General features: G+C 72.1%; 27 protein-coding genes and 1 pseudogene. 17 read left to right on the top strand and 11 right to left on the bottom strand.

Annotated elements, in window-relative coordinates; genetic code table 11:
- Positions 1-109 precede the first annotated feature (109 nt).
- From AC5RWQ_RS28005 to AC5RWQ_RS27985, 5 genes are all read left to right on the top strand, one after another.
- Positions 110-1,546: a TldD/PmbA family protein gene (locus tag AC5RWQ_RS28005; RefSeq protein ID WP_494285631.1), complete on the top strand. Its 1,437-nt coding sequence runs from the start codon at positions 110-112 to the stop codon at positions 1,544-1,546.
- A 76-nt stretch (positions 1,547-1,622) separates the two neighbouring features.
- The gene (locus AC5RWQ_RS28000) at positions 1,623-3,110 is read left to right on the top strand and encodes a TldD/PmbA family protein (RefSeq protein ID WP_494285630.1); all 1,488 of its coding nucleotides are present in this window, start codon (positions 1,623-1,625) and stop codon (positions 3,108-3,110) included.
- A gap of 418 nt (positions 3,111-3,528) precedes the next feature.
- Entirely contained in the window at positions 3,529-4,335 is an 807-nt protein-coding gene (gene sdhC, locus AC5RWQ_RS27995) for a succinate dehydrogenase subunit SdhC (protein ID WP_494285629.1), read from the top strand.
- 13 nt (positions 4,336-4,348) lie between these two features.
- Complete coding sequence (locus tag AC5RWQ_RS27990) at positions 4,349-6,265, top strand: fumarate reductase/succinate dehydrogenase flavoprotein subunit (protein ID WP_494285628.1); 1,917 nt, start codon at positions 4,349-4,351, stop codon at positions 6,263-6,265.
- On the top strand, positions 6,265-7,332 hold the full coding sequence (locus tag AC5RWQ_RS27985) for a succinate dehydrogenase/fumarate reductase iron-sulfur subunit (RefSeq protein ID WP_494285627.1): 1,068 nt from the start codon (positions 6,265-6,267) through the stop codon (positions 7,330-7,332). Before AC5RWQ_RS27990 ends, AC5RWQ_RS27985 begins: the two co-directional genes overlap by 1 nt.
- Positions 7,333-7,457: 125 nt before the next feature.
- Here the strand turns inward: AC5RWQ_RS27985 and AC5RWQ_RS27980 are convergent, their stop codons facing one another.
- Positions 7,458-7,904, bottom strand: coding sequence for a (deoxy)nucleoside triphosphate pyrophosphohydrolase (locus tag AC5RWQ_RS27980; RefSeq protein ID WP_494285626.1), 447 nt, complete (start codon positions 7,902-7,904; stop codon positions 7,458-7,460).
- A gap of 183 nt (positions 7,905-8,087) precedes the next feature.
- Between AC5RWQ_RS27980 and AC5RWQ_RS27975 the strand changes: the two genes are divergently transcribed.
- Both AC5RWQ_RS27975 and AC5RWQ_RS27970 read left to right on the top strand, forming a co-directional pair.
- Positions 8,088-8,396, top strand: coding sequence for a 4a-hydroxytetrahydrobiopterin dehydratase (locus tag AC5RWQ_RS27975; protein WP_494285625.1), 309 nt, complete (start codon positions 8,088-8,090; stop codon positions 8,394-8,396).
- A gap of 320 nt (positions 8,397-8,716) precedes the next feature.
- A complete protein-coding gene (locus tag AC5RWQ_RS27970; RefSeq protein WP_494285624.1) occupies positions 8,717-9,061 on the top strand; it encodes a hypothetical protein in 345 nt (114 codons plus the stop codon).
- Between the two features lie 54 nt (positions 9,062-9,115).
- On the opposite strand, the gene AC5RWQ_RS27965 is transcribed toward AC5RWQ_RS27970, so the two are convergent.
- Positions 9,116-10,216 (bottom strand): DUF4190 domain-containing protein, encoded by a 1,101-nt coding sequence (locus AC5RWQ_RS27965; RefSeq protein ID WP_494285623.1) that lies wholly within the window; start codon positions 10,214-10,216, stop codon positions 9,116-9,118.
- A gap of 111 nt (positions 10,217-10,327) precedes the next feature.
- On the opposite strand from AC5RWQ_RS27965, the gene AC5RWQ_RS27960 reads away from it, so the two are divergent.
- Both AC5RWQ_RS27960 and AC5RWQ_RS27955 read left to right on the top strand, forming a co-directional pair.
- The gene (locus AC5RWQ_RS27960) at positions 10,328-10,690 is read left to right on the top strand and encodes a PH domain-containing protein (protein WP_494285622.1); all 363 of its coding nucleotides are present in this window, start codon (positions 10,328-10,330) and stop codon (positions 10,688-10,690) included.
- 47 nt (positions 10,691-10,737) lie between these two features.
- The gene (locus AC5RWQ_RS27955) at positions 10,738-11,388 is read left to right on the top strand and encodes a class I SAM-dependent methyltransferase (protein ID WP_494285621.1); all 651 of its coding nucleotides are present in this window, start codon (positions 10,738-10,740) and stop codon (positions 11,386-11,388) included.
- A gap of 13 nt (positions 11,389-11,401) precedes the next feature.
- Here the strand turns inward: AC5RWQ_RS27955 and AC5RWQ_RS27950 are convergent, their stop codons facing one another.
- Together AC5RWQ_RS27950 and AC5RWQ_RS27945 are read right to left on the bottom strand one after the other, a co-directional pair.
- A complete protein-coding gene (locus AC5RWQ_RS27950; RefSeq protein WP_494285620.1) occupies positions 11,402-11,653 on the bottom strand; it encodes a hypothetical protein in 252 nt (83 codons plus the stop codon).
- Positions 11,650-11,943, bottom strand: coding sequence for a DivIVA domain-containing protein (locus AC5RWQ_RS27945; protein WP_494285619.1), 294 nt, complete (start codon positions 11,941-11,943; stop codon positions 11,650-11,652). The genes AC5RWQ_RS27950 and AC5RWQ_RS27945 overlap by 4 nt, the downstream gene beginning before the upstream one ends.
- Positions 11,944-12,182: 239 nt before the next feature.
- Between AC5RWQ_RS27945 and AC5RWQ_RS27940 the strand changes: the two genes are divergently transcribed.
- Positions 12,183-12,596, top strand: coding sequence for a GntR family transcriptional regulator (locus AC5RWQ_RS27940; RefSeq protein ID WP_494285618.1), 414 nt, complete (start codon positions 12,183-12,185; stop codon positions 12,594-12,596).
- A gap of 96 nt (positions 12,597-12,692) precedes the next feature.
- Positions 12,693-13,052, top strand: a complete 360-nt coding sequence (locus tag AC5RWQ_RS27935; protein WP_494285617.1) for a hypothetical protein — start codon at positions 12,693-12,695, stop codon at positions 13,050-13,052.
- A gap of 79 nt (positions 13,053-13,131) precedes the next feature.
- Here AC5RWQ_RS27935 and AC5RWQ_RS27930 read toward each other — a convergent pair whose 3' ends face one another.
- Entirely contained in the window at positions 13,132-13,602 is a 471-nt protein-coding gene (locus AC5RWQ_RS27930; protein WP_494285616.1) for a GNAT family N-acetyltransferase, read from the bottom strand.
- 116 nt (positions 13,603-13,718) lie between these two features.
- Here AC5RWQ_RS27930 and AC5RWQ_RS27925 point away from each other — a divergent pair, with 116 nt between their 5' ends.
- On the top strand, positions 13,719-14,456 hold the full coding sequence (locus AC5RWQ_RS27925) for a class I SAM-dependent DNA methyltransferase (RefSeq protein WP_494285615.1): 738 nt from the start codon (positions 13,719-13,721) through the stop codon (positions 14,454-14,456).
- A gap of 6 nt (positions 14,457-14,462) precedes the next feature.
- On the opposite strand, the gene AC5RWQ_RS27920 is transcribed toward AC5RWQ_RS27925, so the two are convergent.
- Positions 14,463-14,987, bottom strand: a complete 525-nt coding sequence (locus AC5RWQ_RS27920; protein ID WP_494285614.1) for a GNAT family N-acetyltransferase — start codon at positions 14,985-14,987, stop codon at positions 14,463-14,465.
- A gap of 320 nt (positions 14,988-15,307) precedes the next feature.
- On the opposite strand from AC5RWQ_RS27920, the gene AC5RWQ_RS27915 reads away from it, so the two are divergent.
- Both AC5RWQ_RS27915 and AC5RWQ_RS27910 read left to right on the top strand, forming a co-directional pair.
- The gene (locus AC5RWQ_RS27915) at positions 15,308-15,778 is read left to right on the top strand and encodes a DUF1877 family protein (RefSeq protein WP_494285613.1); all 471 of its coding nucleotides are present in this window, start codon (positions 15,308-15,310) and stop codon (positions 15,776-15,778) included.
- A gap of 162 nt (positions 15,779-15,940) precedes the next feature.
- Complete coding sequence (locus AC5RWQ_RS27910; RefSeq protein ID WP_494285612.1) at positions 15,941-16,369, top strand: OsmC family protein; 429 nt, start codon at positions 15,941-15,943, stop codon at positions 16,367-16,369.
- A 93-nt stretch (positions 16,370-16,462) separates the two neighbouring features.
- Here AC5RWQ_RS27910 and AC5RWQ_RS27905 read toward each other — a convergent pair whose 3' ends face one another.
- From AC5RWQ_RS27905 to AC5RWQ_RS27890, 4 genes are all read right to left on the bottom strand, one after another.
- Entirely contained in the window at positions 16,463-16,840 is a 378-nt protein-coding gene (locus AC5RWQ_RS27905) for a hypothetical protein (RefSeq protein WP_494285611.1), read from the bottom strand.
- A 108-nt stretch (positions 16,841-16,948) separates the two neighbouring features.
- A complete protein-coding gene (ychF, locus tag AC5RWQ_RS27900) occupies positions 16,949-18,034 on the bottom strand; it encodes a redox-regulated ATPase YchF (protein ID WP_334492068.1) in 1,086 nt (361 codons plus the stop codon).
- Between the two features lie 83 nt (positions 18,035-18,117).
- A complete protein-coding gene (locus tag AC5RWQ_RS27895) occupies positions 18,118-18,864 on the bottom strand; it encodes a Type 1 glutamine amidotransferase-like domain-containing protein (RefSeq protein WP_494285610.1) in 747 nt (248 codons plus the stop codon).
- Positions 18,865-18,933: 69 nt separating this feature from the next.
- The gene (locus AC5RWQ_RS27890; RefSeq protein ID WP_494285609.1) at positions 18,934-19,434 is read right to left on the bottom strand and encodes a MarR family winged helix-turn-helix transcriptional regulator; all 501 of its coding nucleotides are present in this window, start codon (positions 19,432-19,434) and stop codon (positions 18,934-18,936) included.
- A gap of 92 nt (positions 19,435-19,526) precedes the next feature.
- On the opposite strand from AC5RWQ_RS27890, the pseudogene AC5RWQ_RS27885 reads away from it, so the two are divergent.
- Positions 19,527-20,297: pseudogene (locus AC5RWQ_RS27885) on the top strand (EamA family transporter); the annotation flags it as partial.
- Between the two features lie 206 nt (positions 20,298-20,503).
- On the opposite strand, the gene AC5RWQ_RS27880 reads toward AC5RWQ_RS27885, so the two are convergent.
- Positions 20,504-20,980, bottom strand: coding sequence for a hypothetical protein (locus tag AC5RWQ_RS27880; protein WP_334492064.1), 477 nt, complete (start codon positions 20,978-20,980; stop codon positions 20,504-20,506).
- A 270-nt stretch (positions 20,981-21,250) separates the two neighbouring features.
- Between AC5RWQ_RS27880 and AC5RWQ_RS27875 the strand changes: the two genes are divergently transcribed.
- Both AC5RWQ_RS27875 and AC5RWQ_RS27870 read left to right on the top strand, forming a co-directional pair.
- Positions 21,251-22,741 carry a DNA-3-methyladenine glycosylase 2 family protein gene (locus AC5RWQ_RS27875; RefSeq protein WP_494285608.1) on the top strand — a complete coding sequence of 497 codons (1,491 nt, stop codon included), beginning with the start codon at positions 21,251-21,253 and terminating at the stop codon, positions 22,739-22,741.
- A complete protein-coding gene (locus tag AC5RWQ_RS27870; RefSeq protein WP_494285607.1) occupies positions 22,738-23,247 on the top strand; it encodes a methylated-DNA--[protein]-cysteine S-methyltransferase in 510 nt (169 codons plus the stop codon). The genes AC5RWQ_RS27875 and AC5RWQ_RS27870 overlap by 4 nt, the downstream gene beginning before the upstream one ends.
- Positions 23,248-23,269 lie beyond the last annotated feature (22 nt).

Genomic DNA, 23,269 nt, shown 5'->3' with positions numbered 1-23,269 from the left:
CACCAGGGCGGGTGATGCGCTGGAGCTGACCGAACCGGTCAAGGCCACCATCCGGCCCGGGGAGCTGCTCGCCTGACGGATGTCGGTCGGCTCGCCTAGGGTCGGGCGCATGACGGAGTTCGACGCGGCGTCCGCCGCCGTACAGGCCGCGCTCGACGCGGGCGCCCGGTACGCGGACGCTCGGGTGATGCACCGCCGCTACGAGTCGATGTCGGCGCGCAACGGCGCGATCGAGGAGCTGGCCCAGAACGAGAGCATCGGGCTGGGTGTGCGGGCGCTGGTGGGGTCGAGCTGGGGCTTCCACGCCGTACCCGAGCTGTCGGACGCCGCGGCCCGCGACGCCGGCCGGCGCGCCGCGGCGATCGCCACCGCGAGCGCGCGGGTCCCCGGCCCGCCGATCGACCTGGTGCCGGTCGAGCCGGCCGTGGCGAGCTGGGCCTCCGGCTGCGAGATCGACCCGCTCGGCGTGGCCCTGTCCGACAAGGGCGACCTGCTGGTCCGGGCCACCGGCACGATGCGGGAGCACGGCGCGGACCTGGCCGAGGGGCTCTACCAGATCTGGGACACCGCCAAGTGGTTCGTCTCCAGCGAGGGGCACCGGATCGACCAGCGGATCCGCGAGTGCGGCGGCGGCATCTCGGCCACCTCGATCGGCGACGGCGAGACCCAGCGCCGGTCCTGGCCCAGCTACCGCGGCCAGTACGGCACCACCGGCTGGGAGCTGGTCGAGTCGCTGGACCTGGCCGAGCACGCGGCCCGGATCGCCGAGGAGTCGCGGGCGCTGCTGACGGCGCCCGAGTGCCCCGCCGGCGAGACCGACCTGATCCTCGGCGGCGAGCAGCTCGCCCTCCAGATCCACGAATCGGTCGGGCACGCCATCGAGCTGGACCGGATCCTCGGCTGGGAGGCCGCCTTCGCCGGCACGTCCTGGCTGGACCTGGCTCAGCTCGGGTCGCTGCGGTACGGCTCCGAGCTGATGAACGTCACCATCGACCCGACCATCCCCGGCGCGCTCGGCAGCTTTGGCTTCGACGACGAGGGCTCCCCCGCGGTGAAGCGGGACGCCGTCCGCGAGGGGCGCTGGGTGGGCGTGCTCGCCGGCCGCGACTCGGCCGCCGTCGCGGGCCTCGACTACGGCGGCAGCGTACGGGCCGACGGCTGGGCGCGGCTGCCGATGGTGCGGATGACCAACGTCGGCCTGGAGCCCGGGCCGCACACCCTGGACGAGATCGTCGCCGCGACGGACGACGGGGTGCTGATGGACGTCAACCGTTCCTGGTCGATCGACGACAAGCGGCTCAACTTCCAGTTCGGCTGCGAGATCGGCTGGGAGGTGAAGAACGGCAGGCGCGGCCGGATGCTGCGCAACCCCACCTACACCGGGATCGGCCCGCTCTTCTGGCGCTCGATGGACATGCTCTCGTCCGAGATCGTCTCCTGGGGCACGCCGAACTGCGGCAAGGGGCAGCCCGGCCAGGTCGGGCACACCGGCCACCCGTCCGCGCCGGCCCGCTTCCGCAACGTCCGGGTGGGGGTCCGGGCATGAGCGAGCGGAGCGAGCGAATCATCAGGCCCAGCGCGGTGGTGCCTCATGGCGGCACGGAGCGCAGCGGAGTGCCGGCATGAGCGATTCGAAGGGAAGGGCCGTGACCGAGCTGGAGATCGCTGGCCGGGTGATGGAGCTGGTCCACCGGCTCGCCGGGGCGGGGGCGCAGGCCGAGGTGGTGGTGACCCGGCACGACCTGGCGCTGACCCGGTTCGCCAACTCGGCCATCCACCAGAACGTCGCCGAGACCGGCGTCGGTGTCCGGCTGCGGCTGCACGTCGACGGGCGGACGGCCGCCGGCGGCGGCAGCCTGGTCGACCCGGACGGGCTGCGCGCGCTGGTCGAGCGGACGCTCACCGCGGCCCGGCTCTGCCCGCCCGACCCGGCCTGGCCCGGCCTCACCCCGCCGTCGCCGGTGGCGTCCAGCGGCGTCCTCGACGAGGCCACCGCGTACGCCGAGCCCGATGCCCGGGCCGACCGGGTACGCGCCTTCGTGGACGCGGCCGGCGGCCTGGAGACGGCCGGCTACTGCCGCACGTCGTACCGGTCGGGGGCGTTCGCCAACTCGGCCGGGCACTCGGCGCACGGGCGGGCGGTCGAGGCGGCGATGGACGGCATCGCGCGGGCCGGCGGCGCGGACGGGGTGGCCCGCTTCTGCGCCGATCGGCTCGCTGACCTCGACGGCGCTGCTCTCGGCACCCGGGCGGCGGCGAAGGCGCGAGCCGCGACCGACCCGGTCGAGCTGCCCCCGGGTCGCTACGAGGTGGTGCTCGAACCGGCCGCCGTGGCCGACCTGTTGCAGAATCTCGCCTGGTTCGGCTTCAACGGCAAGCGGTACGCCGAGCGGCAGAGCTTCGCCGCGCCGGGCGAGGCCCAGTTCGACCCGGCGGTGACCCTGGTCGACGATCCGCGGCACGGCTCGACCCTGCCGTACGACCTGGAGGGCACCGCCCGGGCGCCGCTGACCCTGGTGGCGGCGGGCACGACCCGGGCGGTGGCCCACGACCGGCGCAGCGGCGCCGAGGCGGGGGCCGCGTCCACCGGGCACGGGATGCTCGGCGCGTCCACGTTCGGCCCGATCCCGCACAACCTGCGGCTGCTCGCCGCCGACGGTCGGCCCGACACCGGGACCGACCGCGAGACCGGCGCCGGGACCGACCACGAGACCGGCGCCGGTAGGGACGGCGGGGCCGGGGCGGTAGTCGGCAGCGGCACCGGGGTGGCCGGCGCGGTGGCCGACCCGGACACCGCTGCGCTGGTCGCCGGGATGGAGCGGGGCCTGCTGGTCAGCGACTTCTGGTACACCCGGGTGCTGGATCCGAAGAGCCTGGTGATCACCGGCCTGACCCGCAACGGGGTGTGGCTGGTGGAGGACGGCGTGCCGACCCGGGCGGTCCGGGACTTCCGCTTCACCGAGTCGTACCCCCGGGCGCTGGCGCCGGGCGCGGTGCGCGGCCTGGGCCGACGGGCGGTCCGCCAGCCGGACCGGATGGACGGCGTGTGGTGGGAGACCCCGGCGCTGCGGCTGGCGGCGTGGAACTTCACCGGCGGTGCGTCCGGCTGAGCCGGCCCCGCCTCTTTCCGGCCGGCCCCGCCTCGCAGGCCCGGCACAACCGTCAGCTGCCCCTACGAACGTGATGGCGTCGACGAATCAGCGGCCCCGTTCCACGCTCACCGGAAGCGTGATTCGTTCTTGCCATCAAGTTCGTAGCGCCGCCGACCACATGCTGCGCCGTCCGACCCATCGCTCCCAAATATTGATCATGGTTCGGGTCTTTCCAACCTGCGGGACACACGGGACACTGCGTTGCGCGGCCTGGCCGTGAAGATCGGCGTAACGTGTGTCACTTAGCTGCGCCGTCTCGCCGGCGCGGTCGTTGGTGTGCGCAAAGACGTGGCAGTGGACCTCAGTCCCACCGGTCCGCTGACCGACCGGAACGTGATCCGCCGCCCGCGAGGGCCCCGTCAGGGAGACGACTGGAATGACATCAACGGCAACGAAGCCGCGGGGGGCGCGGGCGCGCGCCGCGATCGCGGCGAAGACGTTGCGTACGGACCGGTGGTGGTTCGCCCCGCTGATCACCGTCATCGGACTCAGCGCCTGGGTGGCGTACGCGACGGTCCGGGTCTTCATGCACAAGTGGTACTGGGTCGACGCGTACCACTACCTGACCCCGTTCTACTCCCCCTGCGTGACCGAGCGGTGCACCGAGGGCTCCTCGCACTTCGGCAGTTTCCTGCCCGGCTGGTGGATCATCCCGGACGCGGCGCTGACCCTGCCGTTCCTGCTGCTGTTCCGGCTGACCTGCTACTACTACCGCAAGGCGTACTACCGGTCGTTCTGGCTCTCGCCGCCGGCCTGCGCCGTTCCGGACGGGCACAAGTCCTACGGCGGCGAGACCCGGTTCCCGCTGCTCGGGCAGAACCTGCACCGCTACTTCTTCTACGCCGCCGCCATCATCTCGCTGATCAACACGTACGACGCGATCTACGCGTTCCACTCGCCCAAGGGCTTCGGGTTCGGGCTGGGCAACATCGTCCTGCTCGTCAACGTGGTGATGCTCTGGGCGTACACCATCTCCTGCCACTCCTGCCGGCACATCATCGGCGGCCGCCTGAAGCACTTCTCGAAGCACCCGGTGCGCTACAAGGCGTGGACGGGGGTGTCCTGGTTGAACGTCCGGCACATGCAGCTCGCCTGGATCACCCTCGGCACCCTGGCCCTCACGGACTTCTACGTGATGGCCGTCGCCGCCGGCTGGTTCAACGACCTGCGGTTCATCAACTAGAGGGCGCCCGGACATGACGACTACCACTCGCATCGAACGACACCACTACGACGTCGTCGTGATCGGGGCCGGCGGCGCCGGCCTGCGCGCGGCGATCGAGGCCCGGCTCGCCGGCAAGAAGACCGCGATCATCTCCAAGTCGCTCTTCGGCAAGGCACACACCGTGATGGCCGAGGGCGGCGCGGCGGCCGCCATGGGGAACGCGAACAGCCGGGACAGCTGGCAGGTGCACTTCCGGGACACCATGCGCGGCGGCAAGTTCCTCAACAACTTCCGGATGGCCGAGCTGCACGCGAAGGAGTCGCCGCACCGGATCTGGGAGCTGGAGACGTACGGGGCGCTCTTCGACCGCACCAAGGACGGCAAGATCTCCCAGCGCAACTTCGGCGGCCACGAGTACCCGCGGCTGGCGCACGTGGGCGACCGGACCGGCCTGGAGCTGATCCGCACCCTCCAGCAGAAGATCGTCTCCCTCCAGCAGGAGGACAAGCGCGACCACGGCGACTACGAGGCCCGGATCAAGGTCTTCGCCGAGACCACCGTGACCGAGCTGCTGCTCGACGGGGACCGGGTCGCCGGCGCGTTCGGCTACTACCGGGAGTCCGGGGAGTTCGTCCTCTTCGAGGCGCCGGCGGTGGTGCTGGCCACCGGTGGGGTCGGCCGGTCCTACAAGGTCACCTCGAACTCCTGGGAGTACACGGGTGACGGGCACGCCCTCGCGCTGCGCGCCGGGGCGACGCTGATCAATATGGAGTTCCTCCAGTTCCACCCGACCGGCATGGTCTGGCCGCCCTCGGTGAAGGGCATCCTGGTCACCGAGTCGGTCCGCGGTGACGGCGGCGTGCTGAAGAACTCCGAGGGCAAGCGGTTCATGTTCGACTACGTCCCCGACGTCTTCCGCAAGCAGTACGCGGAGACCGAGGAGGAGGCGGACCGCTGGTACACCGACCCGGACAACAACCGGCGCCCGCCGGAGCTGCTCCCCCGCGACGAGGTCGCCCGCGCGATCAACAGCGAGGTCAAGGCCGGCCGGGGTACGCCCGCGGGCGGCGTCTACCTGGACATCGCCTCCCGGCGTTCGGCCGAGGAGATCCGCCGCCGGCTGCCGTCGATGTACCACCAGTTCAAGGAGCTGGCCGACGTCGACATCACCGCCGAGCCGATGGAGGTCGGGCCGACCTGCCACTACGTGATGGGTGGCGTGGAGGTGGACCCGGACTCGGGCGCCGCGTACGGCACCGTGCGTGGGCTCTTCGCCGCCGGTGAGGTCTCCGGCGGCATGCACGGCTCCAACCGGCTCGGCGGCAACTCCCTGTCGGACCTGCTGGTCTTCGGCAAGCGGGCCGGCGGACACGCGGCGACGTACGCCGATCAGTTGACCTCGCGCCCGAAGGTGCCGGTCGGCGCGGTGGAGACCGCGGTGGAGACGGCCCTGGCGCCGTTGCAGCGGGACACCGGCGAGAGCCCGTACACCCTCCAGCAGGACCTCCAGGCGGTGATGGGAGATCTGGTCGGCATCATCCGGCGGGAGGGTGAGCTGGCGGACGCACTGGCGCGGCTGGCGGAGCTGCGCGAGCGGGTGGCGAAGGTGAGCGCGGCCGGCGGCCGGCGCTACAACCCGGGCTGGCACCTGGCCCTGGACCTGCGCAACATGCTGGTGGTCTCGGAGTGCACCGCTAAGGCGGCGCTGGAGCGGCAGGAGTCGCGCGGCGGGCACACCCGGGAGGACTTCCCGGCGATGGACCCGAAGTGGCGCCGGGTGAACCTGGTCTGCGCGCTGGACGGCGACACCGTACGCCTGGAGCACAAGCCGCTGCCGCGGATGCGGGCCGAGCTGATCGGGCTCTTCGACCGCACCGAGCTGGCCAAGTACCTGACCGACGAGGAGCTCGCGGAGTTCGACGCCCTCGCTGAGGAGGCGGGCAAGTAATGGGAACCAAGCGTGAGTTCCGCATCTGGCGGGGCGACGAGACCGGCGGCGACCTGCAGGACTACACCGTCGAGGTGAACGAGGGCGAGGTGGTCCTCGACGTCATCCACCGGCTCCAGGCCACCGACGCGCCGGATCTGGCCTGCCGGTGGAACTGCAAGGCCGGCAAGTGCGGCTCCTGCTCGATGGAGATCAACGGCAAGCCGCGGCTGAGCTGCATGACTCGGATGTCGACCTTCGAGGAGGCCGAGACCGTCACGGTCACCCCGCTGCGCACCTTCCCGGTGATCCGGGACCTGGTCACCGACGTCTCGTTCAACTACGAGAAGGCCCGGGAGACGCCGGCGTTCGCGCCCCCGCCGGGGGTGGCGCCGGGCGAGTACCGGATGCAGCAGGTCGACGTGGAGCGCTCGCAGGAGTTCCGCAAGTGCATCGAGTGCTTCCTGTGTCAGAACGTCTGCCACGTGATCCGCGACCACGAGGAGAACAAGCAGGCCTTCTCCGGGCCGCGCTTCTTCATCCGGGCCGCCGAGCTGGACATGCACCCGCTGGACGCGAAGACCGACCGCAAGGAGTACGCGCAGCAGGAGCAGGGGCTCGGCTTCTGCAACATCACCAAGTGCTGCACGGAGGTCTGCCCCGAGCACATCAAGATCACTGACAATGGGATCATCCCCATGAAGGAGCGGGTCGTCGACCGCAGGTACGATCCCCTCGTGTGGCTTGGTAGCAAGATCTTCCGTCGGGGTGACACGCCCCAGAGCACCGCGGGCAGCGCGGGGAAGGAGTCCGTGGTGCACAGCGGCGCTCATCAGGCTGGCGTCCACTCGCACGCCGGCGGTTCGCACGACCCCCGCGCGGAGACCCAGGCGCAGCAGGGCGTGAACTGGCACCGCGAGGTGCCGCACCCGACCGCCCCGGCGGTCGACGACCGCGGCAAGCTCCCGCTCACGGAGCTCACCTTCGACCGGGCGGCGGCCCCGTCCCCGTTCGGCGACGACGTCACCTTCCCGCTGCCGCCGGAGCACCTCAACTTCGCTCACCCGAGCCAGGACGAGAAGCACTGAGCGGTACGACGATGTTGACGGGGGCCGCGGCGCAAGCCGCCGGCCCCCGTCACCTTTCCACCCCCGCATCCGCTTCCCCGGCCGGGTCCCACTCGTTGCTCATGAGGCGGCCGCGGCGGCGAAGGTCAGCGGGCGGGCGTCTGGAGCAGGGGGCGGAGGGCGGCCACGATGGGAGCGTCGGCGGGGAGCCAGGTCACCGTGTCGAGTTCGGCGGCGGAGAGCCAGCGCATCGCGGAGTGTTCCAGCGCCCGCGGCTGGTCGCCGTGCAGCAGCCGGGCCGCGTACACCCTGAGCACCGAGCGGCCGTGCGCCATCCGGACGTCCCGGCCGACCCGGTCGCCGATCTCGACGCGTACGGCGAGTTCCTCGACGCACTCGCGGGCCAACGCGGCGGTCTCGCTCTCCCCCGGCTCGACCTTGCCGCCGGGGAACTCGAACATCCCGGCCACCTCGGGCGGGGCGGTGCGCGCGCAGGCCAGCACGCGCCCGTCGCTGATGATCGCCGCGCCGACAACGACCTTCGGCTCCCGCCGTTCGGCCTGCCCGTTACCGCTTACCCGTTCGGTCTGCACGGGCGTCCAGCGTGCCAGATCAATCGTCGGTTTGGGTACCTGACCCGGCCGCTAGGTCAGGAAGACCAGGAAGTGTGGGCGTGGACACATCGCCCCTCGGCCGACAGACTGGGTAACACCACGAGGACACGGGACGGCGACGATTTGGCCACAAGCCGGCAACGGCGCCTGGGAGGTGCGGTGATGCGCGCGCTGTTCAACAGTCGGGCGAAGCACGACTACCTCAGCGATGCGCTCACTCTTCTCACGGGCTGGACCCGGGAGGGTGAGCAGATCCGTCGCACCATGATCATTGACGACACCCAGCACGCGGCACTGACCGAGCGGGTGGCGGTGGTCGCCGACGCGCTGCGGCTCCGCCCGGAGATCAGCCGCCGGGACTCGGAGACCCAGATCCGGCTCGGCCACGACGACGGTGAGCCACTCACCGAGGGCGAGGTCCTGCTGGCCGCCCGCATCGAGGACGCGTACCGCGCGGTCACCGGGGTCTGAGCCAGGCCACAGCCGATCCGGGCTCTTTCCGCCGGGGTCGCGTCGAGCGTGTGCGGGCCCATCGTCACCCCCGTTCCCCGTCGGCGGATCGTCTCCGTCGCCTCAGCCTAGGACCGCGCGGCGCGCGGCGCGCTCCCCGGATCATCCTTCGCGAGACCGACCGAGTGGTCAGTACGTCACGCAGGGTAGCGCTCTCCTGCGAGTTTGCTGAGAATCTTGGTTTCGCCCAATCGGCGCCAGGGTAGGAATTGCGACGCGGAAGGGAACAACAACCCCGCCTATGGATTAACCATACGAAGTCTGACCTTTTGGAGCTGAAGATGACCGCGTCGACGAGCAACGCCACCACCCACGTGACCGACCACGTCGACCACGTGGGCCATGACCACGTGGGCCACGACGTCCGGCCGGTGCACCACCACGGCGACGAGACCAAGCCCTCGTGGAAGACCACCGAGCTGGCCGTCTACCTGCTCTCCGTCATCGGTGTGCTGATCGCCTCGAACGCCGTCGGTGACGGCGCGGCGAACAACGGCGGCGACTACTTCGCGGCCGACAAGGCCTGGTGGTTCATCACCCTGCTGACCATCGGTTACCTGATCAGCCGCGGCCTGGCCAAGGCCGGCAGCCGCACCCGGGACAACGACCCGCGCACCAGCCGCTGACCCGCAGCACCATCGAGCCCCGCCGCCCGATCCGGGTGGCGGGGCTCCGCCGTGTCACCGGACCGGTTCGCCCTGCGCGGTGGGCAGGCCGAGGGCCTGGCGTACGGCCAGCTCGGTCCGCGCGTCCGGGTGCCGTTCGATCTGTGCCACCAACTTCAGCAGGGCGGCCCGGTCGGTCGCCCGGTCGGCGTCCCGCCAGGACGGCTCGGCCTGCTCCATCTCCGCGAGCAGCCCGTCGATCGCCGGCCGCGCCGACGCCGGCCAGGTCTCGCCGCGCAACCGGAACCACATCCGGGTGTGCGCCTCCTCCGTTCGCTTCAACGCGTCCCGCAGCGCCTCCGGCGTGGCCGTCTGAGCCTGGCCGACGAGGTCCGCCCGCGCCTCGGTGTAGTCCCGCACGGCGGCCAGGTAGGCGAGCTGCTCGGGGCGGAGGACCGTGGCGTCCGCCCGCAGCGGCCGGGTCAGCGGGGTGGCCCCACCGGTCAGGTAGCAGGTGATCCGGGGATCCGTCCGCCATCCGATCCGGCTCGGGACGTACCAGCGCAGCCGGACGTCGGTGGGGAGCGCGAGCGGGTCGAGGACGTACCCGCGCTGCCGCTGGGCGCACCGCGTCTCCGCCCGCCGGGAGAGCGCGGCGCTGCCCGGGTACCGCTCGTCCGGGTAGCGCTCGTAGGCCGGGAAGTCGTCCACCAGCTCCCCGTCGTGCGGCCCGGCGCAGGGCACCTCGGTGACCCGCTCCGGCGCGGTCTGCGTACCCGGAGGGGCCGAGGGGGTGCGGAAGCATTCACCCACCCGCAGCCCCCGGAGACCCCCCTCCGGGTCGGGCCGGGGCGCCACGACGGTCAGGACCAGCACCGCGGCGAGCACCCACACTCCGAACAGGACCAGGCCGGCTACGACGAGGCCCCGGCCGCGCTGCCCGGTCCGCCGGATCCGGACCAGCGCGACGACACCGACGAGGGGTGCCAGCACGCCACCGAGCAGGCCGAGCAGGAAGGTGGCGACCGCGAGCCGGCTCATCCGGCCGCGCGGCGGCCCGGACCCCGCCCACGGCTCCCACCCGTCCGAGGCGACCTCCATCACACCCGGCGGAGGCGGCGGTACGTCCCGCCGCGCCCGCTCGGTCGGCTGCGAATCGGCCCGGTCCCTGGTCACGCCGCGTTCCTCCCCCGTTGCCCACTTTTCGACGGGCAACGGGAGACTAGTCCACCCGAGCGACCGCCGGGGCGCCGTCCGGACTGGCGGGCGCTTCCTACCGTGAGGCGCATGGCCAATGCGACGTACGACCGCAAGGAGCAGTTCCAGCAGATCCAGAGTGGACTGCTCGACGGCGAGCAGATCATCGCCGTCTACGACGCCGTGGGCACCGGCACCGGCTTCATCGGCCTCACCAACCGGCGGGTGATCATTCAGGACCGGTCCTTCGTCGGCAAGCGGCACGCCATCACCAGCATCCCGTACGCGAGAATCACCAGCGTGAGTGTGGTCAGCAACAAGTCGTGGGGCGGGTCGTTCTTCTCCACCGGCGCGATCGCCATCCACGTCGGGACACACACCTACGAGGTGGAGTTCCGGGGCGCGCAGAAGAGCCACCACGTGCACAACGTGATCCTCCATCACATCTCCTGAGCCGGCCCGGCACCCGCGACCGGCCCGGCGGTGGCAGGCTGGGCGCCATGTCCGTGGTGGGAGAACGCGACCGGGTCCGACGCAGCTACGACACGGTCGCCGGCGAGTACCAGGACCGGATCGGCGACGAACTGGACCACAAGCCACTGGACCGAGCGCTGCTCGCCGCGCTGTTCGAACAGGCCGCCCCGGGTGCGCCCGTCGTCGACCTGGGGTGCGGGCCGGGACACGTCGCCGCCTGGTTGTCCGACCGAGGGGCACAGGTGGTCGGGATCGACCTCTCCCCCGCGATGGTGGCGGCGGGGCGGCGGGCGTACCCCGGGCTGGAGTTCCGGGAGGGCGACCTGCTGGCGCTGCCGGCGGCGGACGGCGAGTTCGGGGCGGCGGTAGCGCTCTACTCGATCATCCACCTGCGGGGCGACGAGCTGCCGGCGGCGTTCGCCGAGATGCGCCGGGTGCTGCTGCCGGGTGGTCCGCTGCTGGTCGCGTTCCACCTGGGCGCGGAGGTGCGCACCCTGACCGAGTGGTGGGGGCACCCTGTCGACGTGGACTTCCACTTCCACTCCATCGACGTCGTCGAGGCGGCGTTGCGGGCGGCGGGCCTGCCGGTGGAGGCGAAGCTCGAACGGGCCCCCTACCCGGCGGAGGCGGAGACCCGACGCGGGTACCTGCTCGCCCGCCGGCCCGCCGCCGGCTGAGCGACTCCCCCGGTCACCGCCGGGCGCACGGGCCGTCGTGGTCAGCCCGGAGCAGGCAGCGCCGGCCGCCGGGCATCCGGAGGTCACAGAAGACCCGATGGCGTACGCCCTGCTCGTCCTCGGCCGACACGGTGGTCTCCCCCGCGTCGGTGGCGGCCAGGAGGCTAGCCCAGCGGGCCACCACCCGGGCGAGCCGGGTCGCGCCGGCGAGGTCGGTGGCGAGGACCGGCAGGTGGACGACGTACCGCTCCCGGTCCGCCCTCACCGCCGGGCCGCCTGCTCGGACTGCCAACGCCGCAACGCGTCCTTGATCCGCGCCGTCTCCGTCCGGCTCTCGCGCAGCGCCCGGTAGGCGACGTCGAGGTCGCCCGCCACCCGGTCGAGGAACGCCTGCACCTCCGCCGGGTCCAGGCCACGCCGGGCCTGCCGGAACCGTCGCTCCCGCACCTGCCAGGGCAACAACGGGAGGTACGCCGAGGAGCGGTAGTTGGCTCCGGCCAGGCCGGTCCGGGCTGGTCGCTGGTTGCCGCCCGACCGACGGAAGAAGGCACGCACGCCGCGCTCCACCTCTCTGCGTACGGATTGGAAGGGGTGGCCGCGCCCGCCCGCCGCGTGCGGGCCGACCACCCCGCCCTGCCACCGCAGCTCCGATCAGCGGTACGGCAGCAGGGCTGCTCAGGGCGGCCGGCGCAGATCTGCGTTTCCGCCCGCGCACCGACCGTGACTGCGACTATACGGGCAGGGGCTTGGGGGCACAACCAGTCAGGGGTCACGGGGAAACAAGGCTGCACGCCATGACCATCGATCCGCGCTCGCACACCCCGGTCTATGTGCAGCTCGCCGACATCCTGCGCCAGCAGATCGAGTCGGGTGAGTTCCCACCGGGCTCGGCCCTCCCCAGCGAGGCGCGAATGACCCAGGAGCACGGCGTCGGACGGGAAGCGGTCCGAATGTCGATCTCGCTGCTGCGCTCCGAGGGGCTCGTGAACACGGTGCGCGGGCACGGCAGCCATGTCCGGCAGACGCCGCAGCGGCGGCAGGTGGAACTGGGGCCGGGCGCGTCGGTCGTCGCCCGGATGCCGAGCGGCAGGGAGCGCCGGGAGATGCAGCTCGATGAGGGCGTACCGGTGCTGGAGGTCCGCGACGCGAAGGGTGACGTCGAGGTCCTGCCCGGCGACGAGGTGGAGCTGACCCGCCCGCAGCGGTGAGCATGTGGATCGTGGAGAGTTGTTGCTGTCCCGGCGACGACAACTCTCCACAAACGCCGAATCAAAGATCTCCCGGGGCCGGCGCTAGCCTGAGGCGTGCTCGAAGCCGGCAGCCGGAAGCGGAATCAGCCCGCGCCACCGCACGTGCTCTTCGAGGCGCTCATCCAGCCGCACCGCGATCCGGCCCGCCCATGGCTGCTGCTCCTGGACGACGAGCAACACCCGCAGGCGGTCCGCGCGGAGCAGCCGCACCTCGTCGTCTGGTCGTCCCTCTGGCCGAAGCGGCCGGACGCGCTCGTCCGGTTCGACCTGCCCTCCGACGGCACCTACGGCACCGACCTGCGCTGGACTCTCTTCGTCGCGGAGCCTATGCCCGACGCTTCGCTCCTCGGCCACCTGCGCAAGCGCCTCAACCAACTGATCAACAGCAACCTGCGCCGCACGTTCGGCCAGTAGCGGCCTCACCGGCCACCGCGCGCGGGCTTGCGGGTGCATCTGTTGCCGCCCCAGCGACAAGAACTGCACCCGCACCCGGCTACAGCCGCTTGGTCATCTGGATGGTGGTGACCTCGAAGCCCAGCTCTTCGTAGAGGGCGCGGGCCCCGTGGTTGAAGCCGAAGACGCTCAGCCCGATGGAGCGCACGCCCCGCGCCCGGCACAGCTCCACGGCGGCCTGCGCGATCTCCCGGCCGTAGCCCTTGCGGCGCAGTTCCTCGCGCACCTCGAAGTCGTAGCCGAAGGCGTGCGGGCCGTCGGACTTCTGCTCGATCTGGAGCCAGAGCATGCCGACCTCGTCGTCGCCGTCGTACGCCGTCCACAGTTCCTGACCCGGCGTGGCCAGGCCATCGGGGAGCAGTCGCTCGTAGTCCTTGCGCGCCTTGGCCTCGGCCTCCGGCAACGGCATCGCTCCCGAGTCGGCGATGTTCCGCGCGTACTCCGACTCGGCCCGCTTTCGGTACCGGAGGTACTGCTGGTCGGTCATCGGCTCGAGCCTCAGGGTCACCACGCCGGTACGGTATTCCACACCACCGCGCCGCGTCGTCCGGAATACTGCCGGGCGAGGTCGGGCACCGACCGGTAAATCGGGGGTGCCGGCGGGGAATGCCACGGTACGGTCCGGCGATGCGGGACACGGACGGATACTTCGGCGCGGACGTGGCAGCCACCTACGACGATTCGACGTCGGAGATGTTCGACCCCGACGTCGTGGCGGTGGCGGTCGACGTGCTGGCGGAACTGGCCGGCGAGGGTCCCGCCCTCGAACTGGGCATCGGCACCGGGCGCATCGCGCTGCCGCTCACCGCCCGAGGCGTACCGGTGCACGGCATCGAACTGTCCCGGGCGATGGTCGGCCGACTCCGGGCCAAGCCGGGCGGCGACACGGTCGGCGTGACGATCGGCGACTTCGCCACCACGAGGGTCGACGGGACGTACTCGCTGGCATACCTGGTCTACAACACGATCATGAACCTGACCAGCCAGGAAGCCCAGGTGGCCTGCTTCCGCAACGTCGCCGAACACCTGGCGCCCGGTGGCCGGTTCGTGATCGAGGTGCTGGTCCCCGAGCTGCGCCGGCTCCCGTACGGCCAGACCGTGCTGCCCTACCAGGTCAGCCCGACCGGCTGGGCGTACGACGTCTACGACGTGGCCACCCAGAACACCACCTCGAACTACGTCCGGGTCGCCGACGGCCGCGGGTCGTACCGGTCGATCCCCTTCCGGTACGTGTGGCCGTCGGAGCTCGACCTGATGGCTCAGCTGGCCGGGCTGCGCCTGCGCGACCGGTGGGACGGGTGGTCCCGGCAGCCGTTCCACCACGACAGCCGGCAGCACGTCTCGGTCTGGGAGAAGCCCGCCTGACGCCCGTCAGGCAATCTGGATCCAGTAACGCCGGACGGGGCCGAATCTGGTGTCCCGGATGCCCTCGAAGACGCCGCCGCACCGCTCGATCGTCTTCACCGAGGCGGCATTGTCGACCGCGCAGACGATCAGCACCCGATCCAGGCCGAGCCTCCGCGCCTCGTCGAGCATCAGACCCAACGCCCAGGTGGCCAGCCCGCGCCGGCGCGCGGACGGCCGGATGCCGTAACCGATGTGGCCGGCCCACCGCATGTAGTCACTGCTACCGTGCCGCAGCGCGATCCCACCGAGCACGCGATCGTTCTCGACGATCCATCGGTACGTGCAACGGTGCTCGCCCGCGTCGATCGGCTTGGCCGGGTCCGACTGGTCTGCCAGCCGCGCCACCCAGGCCGCGAACCCGGCCGGTGAGTCCACCTCGTCGGACGGGCCCAGCCCGAAGCCATCCTCGTGAGACCCGAGACCCCACTCCGCGTGCGCCTCGAGCCAGGCGGCATGCAGGCGGACGGTGGGGGCGATCAGCTCGGGCATCCGAGGACGATAACGCGTACCGACACCGGAGCCGACCCACGGCATCCCCGTCGAGGCGAGCCGCAACCGCACCGACGTTCTCCGATTCATTCGCTGGAGCGGAACTCCGGAGGGCTGACGTACCTACCAGCGGCAACAGCGTCCGACGCCTGCTCGCACAGCGTCTCGTCTGCCATGGCTGGTCGCCGCGCAATCCGCCACCAGGACCATCACTAGATTCAGAGCCCGTGAACCAGATCCCCCGCTACGGGCAGCGGGCAGCGGGCAGCGCAGTCGCTCCGCTCACCCGTCCCGGTAGCCAAGGCAAGGAGTAGCAACGGGTGAGCTTCCACATGCACCTGCGCGCCACGGCCTCCCACGCGGTCCCAGAGGATTTCTCGTCGCTGCGTGACTTCATGTGGGATGCCTGGGAGGCGCACCCGGAGGAGTACGCGGCCGGCATCGCCGATTCCATCTGCAAGGACTTCGGCCGCTTCGACAAGCTTTACACCATGGGCACGGACCAGGGCGACGCTACAAGTGCCGCCAGCAGCCTGCCGATCTTCGGGGGCCGTCACGTACACAGCCCGACAAAGGACCAACCGCCGTTCGTCATCCTCAACCCGGCCGAGGTGCGGGGTGCGGCCAACTTCCTCCGGACCGTTTCGTTCGACGAACGCTGGCAGATCGCGGGGAACGGGTGGGAAGACGAGGACCGGGACACCTTCCTCGGCTACCACACCGACCTGCGCACTTTTTATGGGCGGGCAGCGTTAGCGGGACATGCTGTGATCAAAGCTTTTTGGTATTAGGCGCGCCCGGCGACGGCTCAAGGTCTGCGAGCCCGAACCGACTCAGGGGTGCTGCTTGACCTCGTGGCCTCAGATGATGCTCGACATGATCGCGACCACCGAGCGATTCTCGGCAGGAGCGAATGTCCCGGAATCTGGTGGTGATGCTGGTGACGGATCACAATGAGCCGGTCTGGTGAGGCAAGCGGACAGGGGCAACCGGTGGAGCAATGTGCAGTCGTGGTCGGCGCCGGCTCGTTCAGATCGGATGCTGGTGGTGCGATCCGGTTCCCACACCGGTGGACCCCTGAGGGCGTCACGGTCGAGGCGGACTTCACCGGCGCCCACCTGTTGCACCTCGCTGCGGCTGGATGCGTCGTGAACGACATCTACCGGGAGGCAGGCGAACTCGGCATTCGCATCGACGGGGTACGTGTATCAGCTGAGGGAGGTTTCGACACGCAGACGTGGGTATCGAGCGGCATCACCTACCAGGTCGAGCTGAGCTCACCCGCGTCCGTCGAGGAACTTGCCGTGCTGCTGGATCGTGTCGACGATGTCGCCGAGATCCCGCGGGCGCTTCGAGCCGGGACCACGGTACGGAGAAGCTGACTCGCCCCCTTGTCCGCGAAGCTCACACCGATCGCGCCCTGGAAGGTCCTGACGACGGCGCCCACGAAGGATTGGCCTGCCGCCGGGGGGGCACTACCAGGGCGGCTCACCCAGCAGCTCCCGGCAAGCCGTCATCAGCTTCTGCTGAGCGTCGGCGATCCGGGCTTCGGCCTGGGTCATGTCCGCCTTGCCATGGCTGCTCATGTCCAGGTCGGCGGACTCCTTCGCGACCTTTGCCAACTCCAGGCCAGCGGCGCTGACACCAGGATCGGTCGACTGGCTGGCCCGGGTGCCCGAGGTGTGGCTCAGTGCCCAGAAGTGGTTGTTCCGCTCCACCTCGTACGCCACCCCTCTACAGCCGTTGCGGCTGTAAAGGTCCGGGCTGGGCCGGCTTGCCGCCGGCTCTTCCTCGGTACAGGCGGCGAGAAGCAGGGTGGCACCCAGGATGCTCGCGGCGAGGAATCGATTCACGCGGAGATCCTAGGCCGACGATCATAAGAAGTGGGGCCGACCAGGTGCGCGCGCTGGCCGACGCGATGCCCGCCCGCAACCGCGCCAGGATTGTCAACCAGGCCGGTTTCAGACGTTGAAGCGGAACTCCACCACGTCGCCGTCCTGCATGACGTACTCCTTGCCCTCGATCCGGACCTTGCCGGCGGCCTTCGCCGCCGCCATCGATCCGGCCGCGACCAGGTCGTTGTAGGAGACCACCTCGGCCTTGATGAAGCCGCGCTGGAAGTCGCTGTGGATGACGCCCGCGGCCTCCGGCGCGGTCGCGCCGACCGGCACGGTCCAGGCGCGCGCCTCCTTGGGGCCTGCCGTCAGGTACGTCTGGAGCCCGAGGGTGCGGAAGCCGACCCGGACGAGCTGGTTGAGGCCGGGCTCGTTCTGCCCGATCGACTCCAGCAGCTCACGGGCCTCCTCCTCGGGAAGGTCCACCAGCTCCGACTCGATCTTGGCGTCCATGAAGACCGCCTCGGCGGGGGCGACCAGCGCCCGCAGCTCGTCGAGGAACTCGGCGTTGGCCAGCTCGGCCTCGTCGACGTTGAAGACGTAGAGGAAGGGCTTGGTGGTGAGCAGGTGCAGCTCGCGCAGGTGCTCCAGCTCGACCTTCGCGGCGGCGGCCCCGGCGTACAGCGTGGTGCCGCCGTCGAGCACGTCGACCGCCCGCTTCGCCGCCTCGACCGCGGCGGCCCGGTCCTTGCGGAGCTTGGCCTCCTTCTCCAGCCGCGGCAGCGCCTTCTCCAGGGTCTGGAGGTCGGCGAGGATCAGTTCGGTGTTGATCGTCTCGATGTCGTCGGCCGGGGAGACCTTGCCGTCGACGTGCACCACGTTCGGGTCGGAGAAGGCGCGCACGACCTGGCAGATCGCCGAGGCGTCGCGGATGTTCGCCAGGAACGCGTTGCCCCGGCCCTGCCCCTTGGAGGCGCCCCGGACCAGGCCGGCGATGTCGACGAACGACACCGGCGCGGGCAGCACCTTCTGCGAGGAGAAGATCTCGGCGAGCTTGCCCAGCCGCTCGTCCGGCAGCCCGACGACCCCGACGTTGGGCTCGATGGTGGCGAACGGGTAGTTCGCCGCGAGCACGTCGTTCTTGGTCAGCGCGTTGAACAGGGTGCTCTTGCCGACGTTGGGCAGGCCGACGATGCCGATGGTAAGACTCACGACCGGCCAGCTTACGCGCCCGGCCGCCGGCACCCGGCAGGCAGGCCCGCCGGGTACCGCGAAATAGGAAGCCGGGGGTCCGGTCAGGCCTTGACCGGGGGCAGCAGCCGGGGCTGGATGCGGGTCTCCGTGACGCCCCCGGCGCCGTCCGGCCGGACCTCGTACGCGTAGACGCCGTCGGTGTCGGCGACCGCCTCGGCCAGCCGGTTGCCCCGGTAGACCAGCCCCACCCCGTCGTCGGTGCAGTGGCTCACCGGCAGGGTCCCGTCCCCCACCAGGCGGTGCAGCAGCGGGCGGCGCTCCGCCTCGCTGTCGTAGTGCACCCCGTTGCCGTACGGCAGCCAGCCCAGGCCGTCGGTGAAGACGCGCAGCTTCGGGCCGAAGCTGTCGGTGGTGCCGCCGACGTGCCAGCAGATCGAGCCGGCGGAGACCCCGCCGAGCACCACGCCGGCCTCCCAGCACTCGCGCAGGATCTCCGGCAGGCCGTGCACCCGCCACACCGCGCAGAGATTGGCCACGCTGCCCCCGCCGACCCAGATGATGTCCTGGGCGAGCAGGTGCGCGCGGACGTCCTCGACGTTCGGCATCGGGAAGAGCGTCAGGTGCGACGGGCGGAACCGGGTGCCCGCGAAAGCGCCGTAGAACACGGTGAACGAGGTGGGCTGGTCCCCGACCGCCTGGTTGAGGTAGCAGATCCGCGGCGCGTCACCGGCCTGCGCCAGCTCGGCCGCCAGCTCGAACACCGGGCCGACGTCCGCGTCCCAGGGGCCGCGGCCGCGGCGGGAGAAACCCATGCTGGTGGCGACGATGGTGGGTTCGCTGGCGGGCACGGGGCGTCCTTCCCTCGGTGGCGGTGGCGTCCCCATCCTGCGTCATCGCTGCGCCGGGCGCCGCACCGGTCAGGCTTCCGAGCCGGCGGCGGCGAGCAGCTCGCGCAGGAGGTCACCCAGGCGCGCCTGGTCCGCCGGGGGCAGGGCGTCGAGGGTACGGCGTTGCACCTCCAGACCCGCCTCGGCGGCCTCCTCGACCACTCGGCGGCCCGCGTCGGTCAGGGTGACCCGCAACCCCCGCCGGTCGGCGGGATCGGGGGTGCGCCGGACCAGCCCCTGCCGCTCCAGCCGGTCCAGTCGCCCGGTCATCCCGCCGGAGGTGAGCATCAGGGCGGCGGTCAGCGCCTTCGGCGCGAGGGCGTACGGCTCGCCGCTGCGCCGCAGCGCGGCCAGCACGTCGAACTCGCCGCGGCCGAGGCCCCAGTTCGCGTACACCTTCTCCTGGGCGTCGCCGATGATCCGGGCCAGCCGGTAGATGCGGCCGAAGACGGCCATCGGCTCGGGGCGCATCCCGGCCCGCTCCCGCCGCCACTGCTCGACGATCACGTCCACGTCGTCCCGCTCGGTCACTCCCGGATTGTGCCCCACCTCGCCCTTCCCCTTTCCCTCACCGGCAACTAGCTTAGCGCTAAGCTACTTAGCGTCGAACGAAAGGGCATCCGATGAGCAGCCGCGGCACCGACATCGTCACGACCGCCCTCGCCCCCGCCACCTGGGGCACCACGTACCTGGTCACCTCCGAGCTGCTGCCGCCCGACCGGCCGCTCTGGTCCGGGGTCCTCCGAGCCCTCCCCGCCGGCCTGCTCCTGCTCGCCCTCACCCGGCGCCGACCGCACGGTGCCTGGTGGTGGCGCGCCACGCTGCTCGGCGCCCTGAACATCGGCGCGTTCTTCCCGCTGCTCTTCCTCGCGGCGTACCGCCTGCCCGGCGGCACCGCCGCCGTGCTGGGCGCCGCCCAGCCGCTGCTGGTGGCCGGCCTCTCCGTGCTGGCACTCGGCCAGCGCCCGCACCGCGCCGCACTGCTGGCCGCGCTCGCCGCACCGCTCGGCGTGGGCCTGGTCGTGCTCCGCCCCGACGCCGGGGTCGACCCGCTCGGCGTGGCCGCCGGCCTCACCGCGACCGCCGCGATGGCCACCGGCCTGGTGCTCACCCGCCGCTGGGGTCGCCCGCCCGGAGTCGGCACCCTCGCCGCCACCGGCTGGCAGCTCACCGCCGGCGGCCTGCTGGTCACGCCGGTCGCGCTGGTCGCGGAGGGTGCGCCGCCGGCACCGGACGCCCCGGCCCTGCTCGGGTACGCCTGGCTCGGGCTGGTCGGCACCGCGCTGGCGTACGCGCTCTGGTTCCGGGGCGCGGGGCGGCTCCCGCTGACCCAGGTCTCCGTACTGGGCGCGCTGAGCCCGTTGACCGCCGCCGCGCTCGGCTGGCTCGTGCTGGACCAGGCGTTGACCCCGGTGCAGCTCGCCGGTTTCGCGCTCGCGGTGACGGCGATGGTGGTCGGCCAGCTCCCGCCGCGCCCCGTTCCGGCGAGCCGGGTCGGCGCGGCTCAGCCGGCCATGGTCGCGCCCGGCGTGACTCAACCGGCCAGCGTGGTCGCGCCCGGCACGGCTCGGCCGACCAGCCTCGTCGCGCCCGGCGCGGCTCAGCCGGCGAGGCGCCAGCCCGCGCCGGGCTGCCCGAGCTCGGGCAGCGTGCCGGAGGGCAGCTCGGCGGCGGCGGCGAGCGGCAGGGTGAACCGCTGCGCGGCGCCCGACCCGGCCAGCTCCGACTCGGCGAGCATCCAGCGCACCTCGTCGACCGTCCAGCCGAGCCCGGCCCGCCCGGCGACCTCGCGTACCAGCCGCAGGCCGACCCGGGTGTCGTCGTCGTAGTGGCGCATGCACCAGTGGTGCGCCCACATGCCGAGTGCCCGCAGGCCGGCCGCGTCCAGGGACGCGACCAGCCGCCCGCAGGCGGTCTCGGCGAACGGCCGGGCCGGGTCGTCGGCGCGGTCCCGCTCGATCGCGCCGAAAGCCGACGAGGCCACCACCCGCATCCGGTCGTAGAGGCCCTGCTCCACCGCCCGGTCGAGTCGCGCCCGCCCCGACCGGGGGGATCCACGCCCGGCCACGCTCGCCATAGCCGCACCCTTCTGGAGTTGGTGGCGGGACGCTACCGACCACTACCGACACTTTCCCCGGCCGAATCCGTTGCGGCGCAACGGACAACCGTGCTGACCTGCGACGTCGGCGCCGGTGACGACCGGAACGGGAAGGCCGGGCGGGCGCGGACCGGCCCGAGGTCGACCGGCGGTCACCGGCCGCCGGGTACGGACCGGCGGAGAAGCCCCGCACGGCCAGGTCCGATTCCCGCGAGCCACCGGCCCTGAGCTGCGGGCATCATCGGTGGCGTGGAGTTGGACTTCGAGCGGTGCTACCGCGCAGTGGACAGCCGGGACCAGCGGTTCGACGGCTGGTTCTACACCGGCGTCACGTCGACCGGGATCTACTGCCGGCCGTCCTGCCCGGCGATGACGCCGAAGCGGCAGAACGTCCGGTTCTTCCCGTCCGCCGCCGCCGCGCAGGGCGCCGGGCTGCGGGCCTGCCGGCGCTGCCGGCCGGACGCCGCGCCGGGCTCGCCGCACTGGGACGTCCGTGCCGACGTGGTGGGCCGGGCGGTCCGGCTGATCGCCGACGGGGTGGTCGACCGGGACGGCGTCCCGGGGCTGGCCACCCGGCTGGGCTACACCGAGCGGCACCTGCACCGGATGCTCCGGGCCGAACTGGGCGCCGGCCCGCTGGCGCTGGCCCGGGCGCAACGGGCGCAGACCGCCCGGACGCTGATCGAGACGACCGGGCTGGGGATGGCCGAGATCGCGTTCGCGGCCGGCTTCGGCAGCGTCCGGCAGTTCAACGACACGGTCCGCGAGGTGTACGGGATCGCCCCGACCGGGCTGCGCGCCACCCGTCGGCCCCCGGCGACCGGCGGGGCGGGGACGATCACGCTGCGGCTGGCGTACCGGCCGCCGCTGCACGCCGCCGCGCTGCTGGACTTCCTCGCCCACCGGGCGCTGCCCGGCGTGGAGGAGGTGCACGACGGGACGTACCGCCGGGGGTTGCGGCTGCCGCACGGTGCCGGTGAGGCGGCGCTGACCCCGACGGACGGCCACGTCTCGGCGACGCTGCGGCTGGCCGACATGCGGGACCTGGCGCCGGCGGTGGCCCGCTGCCGCCGCCTGCTCGACCTGGACGCCGACCCCCAGGCCGTCGACCAGACCCTGGCGGCCGACCCCGCCCTGGCCGGAGCGGTCGCCGCGGAGCCCGGCGTCCGCCTCCCCCGCGCCGTCGACGGCTTCGAGATGGCCCTCCGCGCGATCATCGGCCAACAGGTCTCGGTCCTGTCGGCCCGCACCACCCTCACCCGCCTCCTCCAGTCCGCCACCCCCGTTGATCATGAGGTGGACGGCGATGTGGATCTCCAAGAGTGCCGCCAACCTCATGATCAACGAGGAGAGGGGGAGGGGTTGCGGGGGTTTCTGAGTGCGGGGGAGGTGGTGGGGTTGCCGGATTCGGCGTTTCCGATGCCGGCGGCGCGGCGGGAGACGATTCGCGCGGTGGCGCGGGCGGTCGCCGCCGGGGAGCTGGACCTGGAGCCCGGTGGGGATCGGGAGGAGACCGTGCGGCGGCTGGGCGCGCTGCCCGGGATCGGGCCGTGGACCGCCGGCTACCTGGCCATGCGCGCCCTCGGCGACCCCGACGTCCTGCTCCCCACCGACCTCGCCGTACGCCGGGGTGCCGCCGCCCTCGGCCTGCCCGACGACCCCAAGACCCTCGACGCGTACGCCGACCGCTGGCGCCCCTGGCGGTCGTACGCGGTGATCCGACTCTGGAGAGCGGCATGACCATCGACAGCACCGTCATCGACACCCCCGCCGGCCCGCTGAGCGTCCTGGCCGGCCCGGACGGCGCGGTCCGCGCCGCCGGTTTCACCCCGGACCCGGCCACCCTGCTCCCGCTGGTGCACCCGAGCCTGCGCGGGGAGATCCGGCACCGCGCCGACCTCGGCCCGGTCACCGCCGCGGTCACCGCCTACCTCGACGGCGACCTCACCGCGATCGACGCGGTGCCGGTCACCCAGCACACCGGCGGCGCGTTCATGGGCCACGCCTGGCGGGTGCTGCGCGACGTCAAGCCCGGCGAGCCGGTGACGTACACCGGGTTCGCCGCGCTGGCCGGGCGGCCCGCCGCGGTCCGGGCGGCGGCGGCCGCCTGCGCCCGCAACGGCGCGGCCCTCTTCGTCCCCTGCCACCGGGTGCTGCGCACCGACGGCACCCTCGGCGGCTACCGGTGGGGGCTGGACGTGAAGAGGTGGCTACTGGGCCATGAGCGGCCGTTGACGGCAAGCTGACAGCGGCACGACTCCTATTTGA

It is taken from the genome of Micromonospora sp. BS32 (assembly GCF_059089345.1).
This window is presented reverse-complemented; position numbering and strand designations above follow the sequence as displayed.

Coding starts and splice junctions, on each gene's coding strand:
- AC5RWQ_RS27975 (WP_494285625.1), top strand. CDS start 8,088: ATGCGCGCGCTGTTCAACAGTCGGGCGAAGCACGACTACCTCAGCGAT.
- AC5RWQ_RS27920 (WP_494285614.1), bottom strand. CDS start 14,987: ATGCCCGAGCTGATCGCCCCCACCGTCCGCCTGCATGCCGCCTGGCTC.
- AC5RWQ_RS27990 (WP_494285628.1), top strand. CDS start 4,349: ATGACGACTACCACTCGCATCGAACGACACCACTACGACGTCGTCGTG.
- AC5RWQ_RS27910 (WP_494285612.1), top strand. CDS start 15,941: ATGAGCCGGTCTGGTGAGGCAAGCGGACAGGGGCAACCGGTGGAGCAA.
- AC5RWQ_RS27985 (WP_494285627.1), top strand. CDS start 6,265: ATGGGAACCAAGCGTGAGTTCCGCATCTGGCGGGGCGACGAGACCGGC.
- AC5RWQ_RS27955 (WP_494285621.1), top strand. CDS start 10,738: ATGTCCGTGGTGGGAGAACGCGACCGGGTCCGACGCAGCTACGACACG.
- sdhC (WP_494285629.1), top strand. CDS start 3,529: ATGACATCAACGGCAACGAAGCCGCGGGGGGCGCGGGCGCGCGCCGCG.
- AC5RWQ_RS27870 (WP_494285607.1), top strand. CDS start 22,738: ATGACCATCGACAGCACCGTCATCGACACCCCCGCCGGCCCGCTGAGC.
- AC5RWQ_RS27940 (WP_494285618.1), top strand. CDS start 12,183: ATGACCATCGATCCGCGCTCGCACACCCCGGTCTATGTGCAGCTCGCC.
- AC5RWQ_RS27960 (WP_494285622.1), top strand. CDS start 10,328: ATGGCCAATGCGACGTACGACCGCAAGGAGCAGTTCCAGCAGATCCAG.
- AC5RWQ_RS27970 (WP_494285624.1), top strand. CDS start 8,717: ATGACCGCGTCGACGAGCAACGCCACCACCCACGTGACCGACCACGTC.
- AC5RWQ_RS28005 (WP_494285631.1), top strand. CDS start 110: ATGACGGAGTTCGACGCGGCGTCCGCCGCCGTACAGGCCGCGCTCGAC.
- AC5RWQ_RS27880 (WP_334492064.1), bottom strand. CDS start 20,980: ATGGCGAGCGTGGCCGGGCGTGGATCCCCCCGGTCGGGGCGGGCGCGA.
- AC5RWQ_RS27925 (WP_494285615.1), top strand. CDS start 13,719: ATGCGGGACACGGACGGATACTTCGGCGCGGACGTGGCAGCCACCTAC.
- AC5RWQ_RS28000 (WP_494285630.1), top strand. CDS start 1,623: ATGAGCGATTCGAAGGGAAGGGCCGTGACCGAGCTGGAGATCGCTGGC.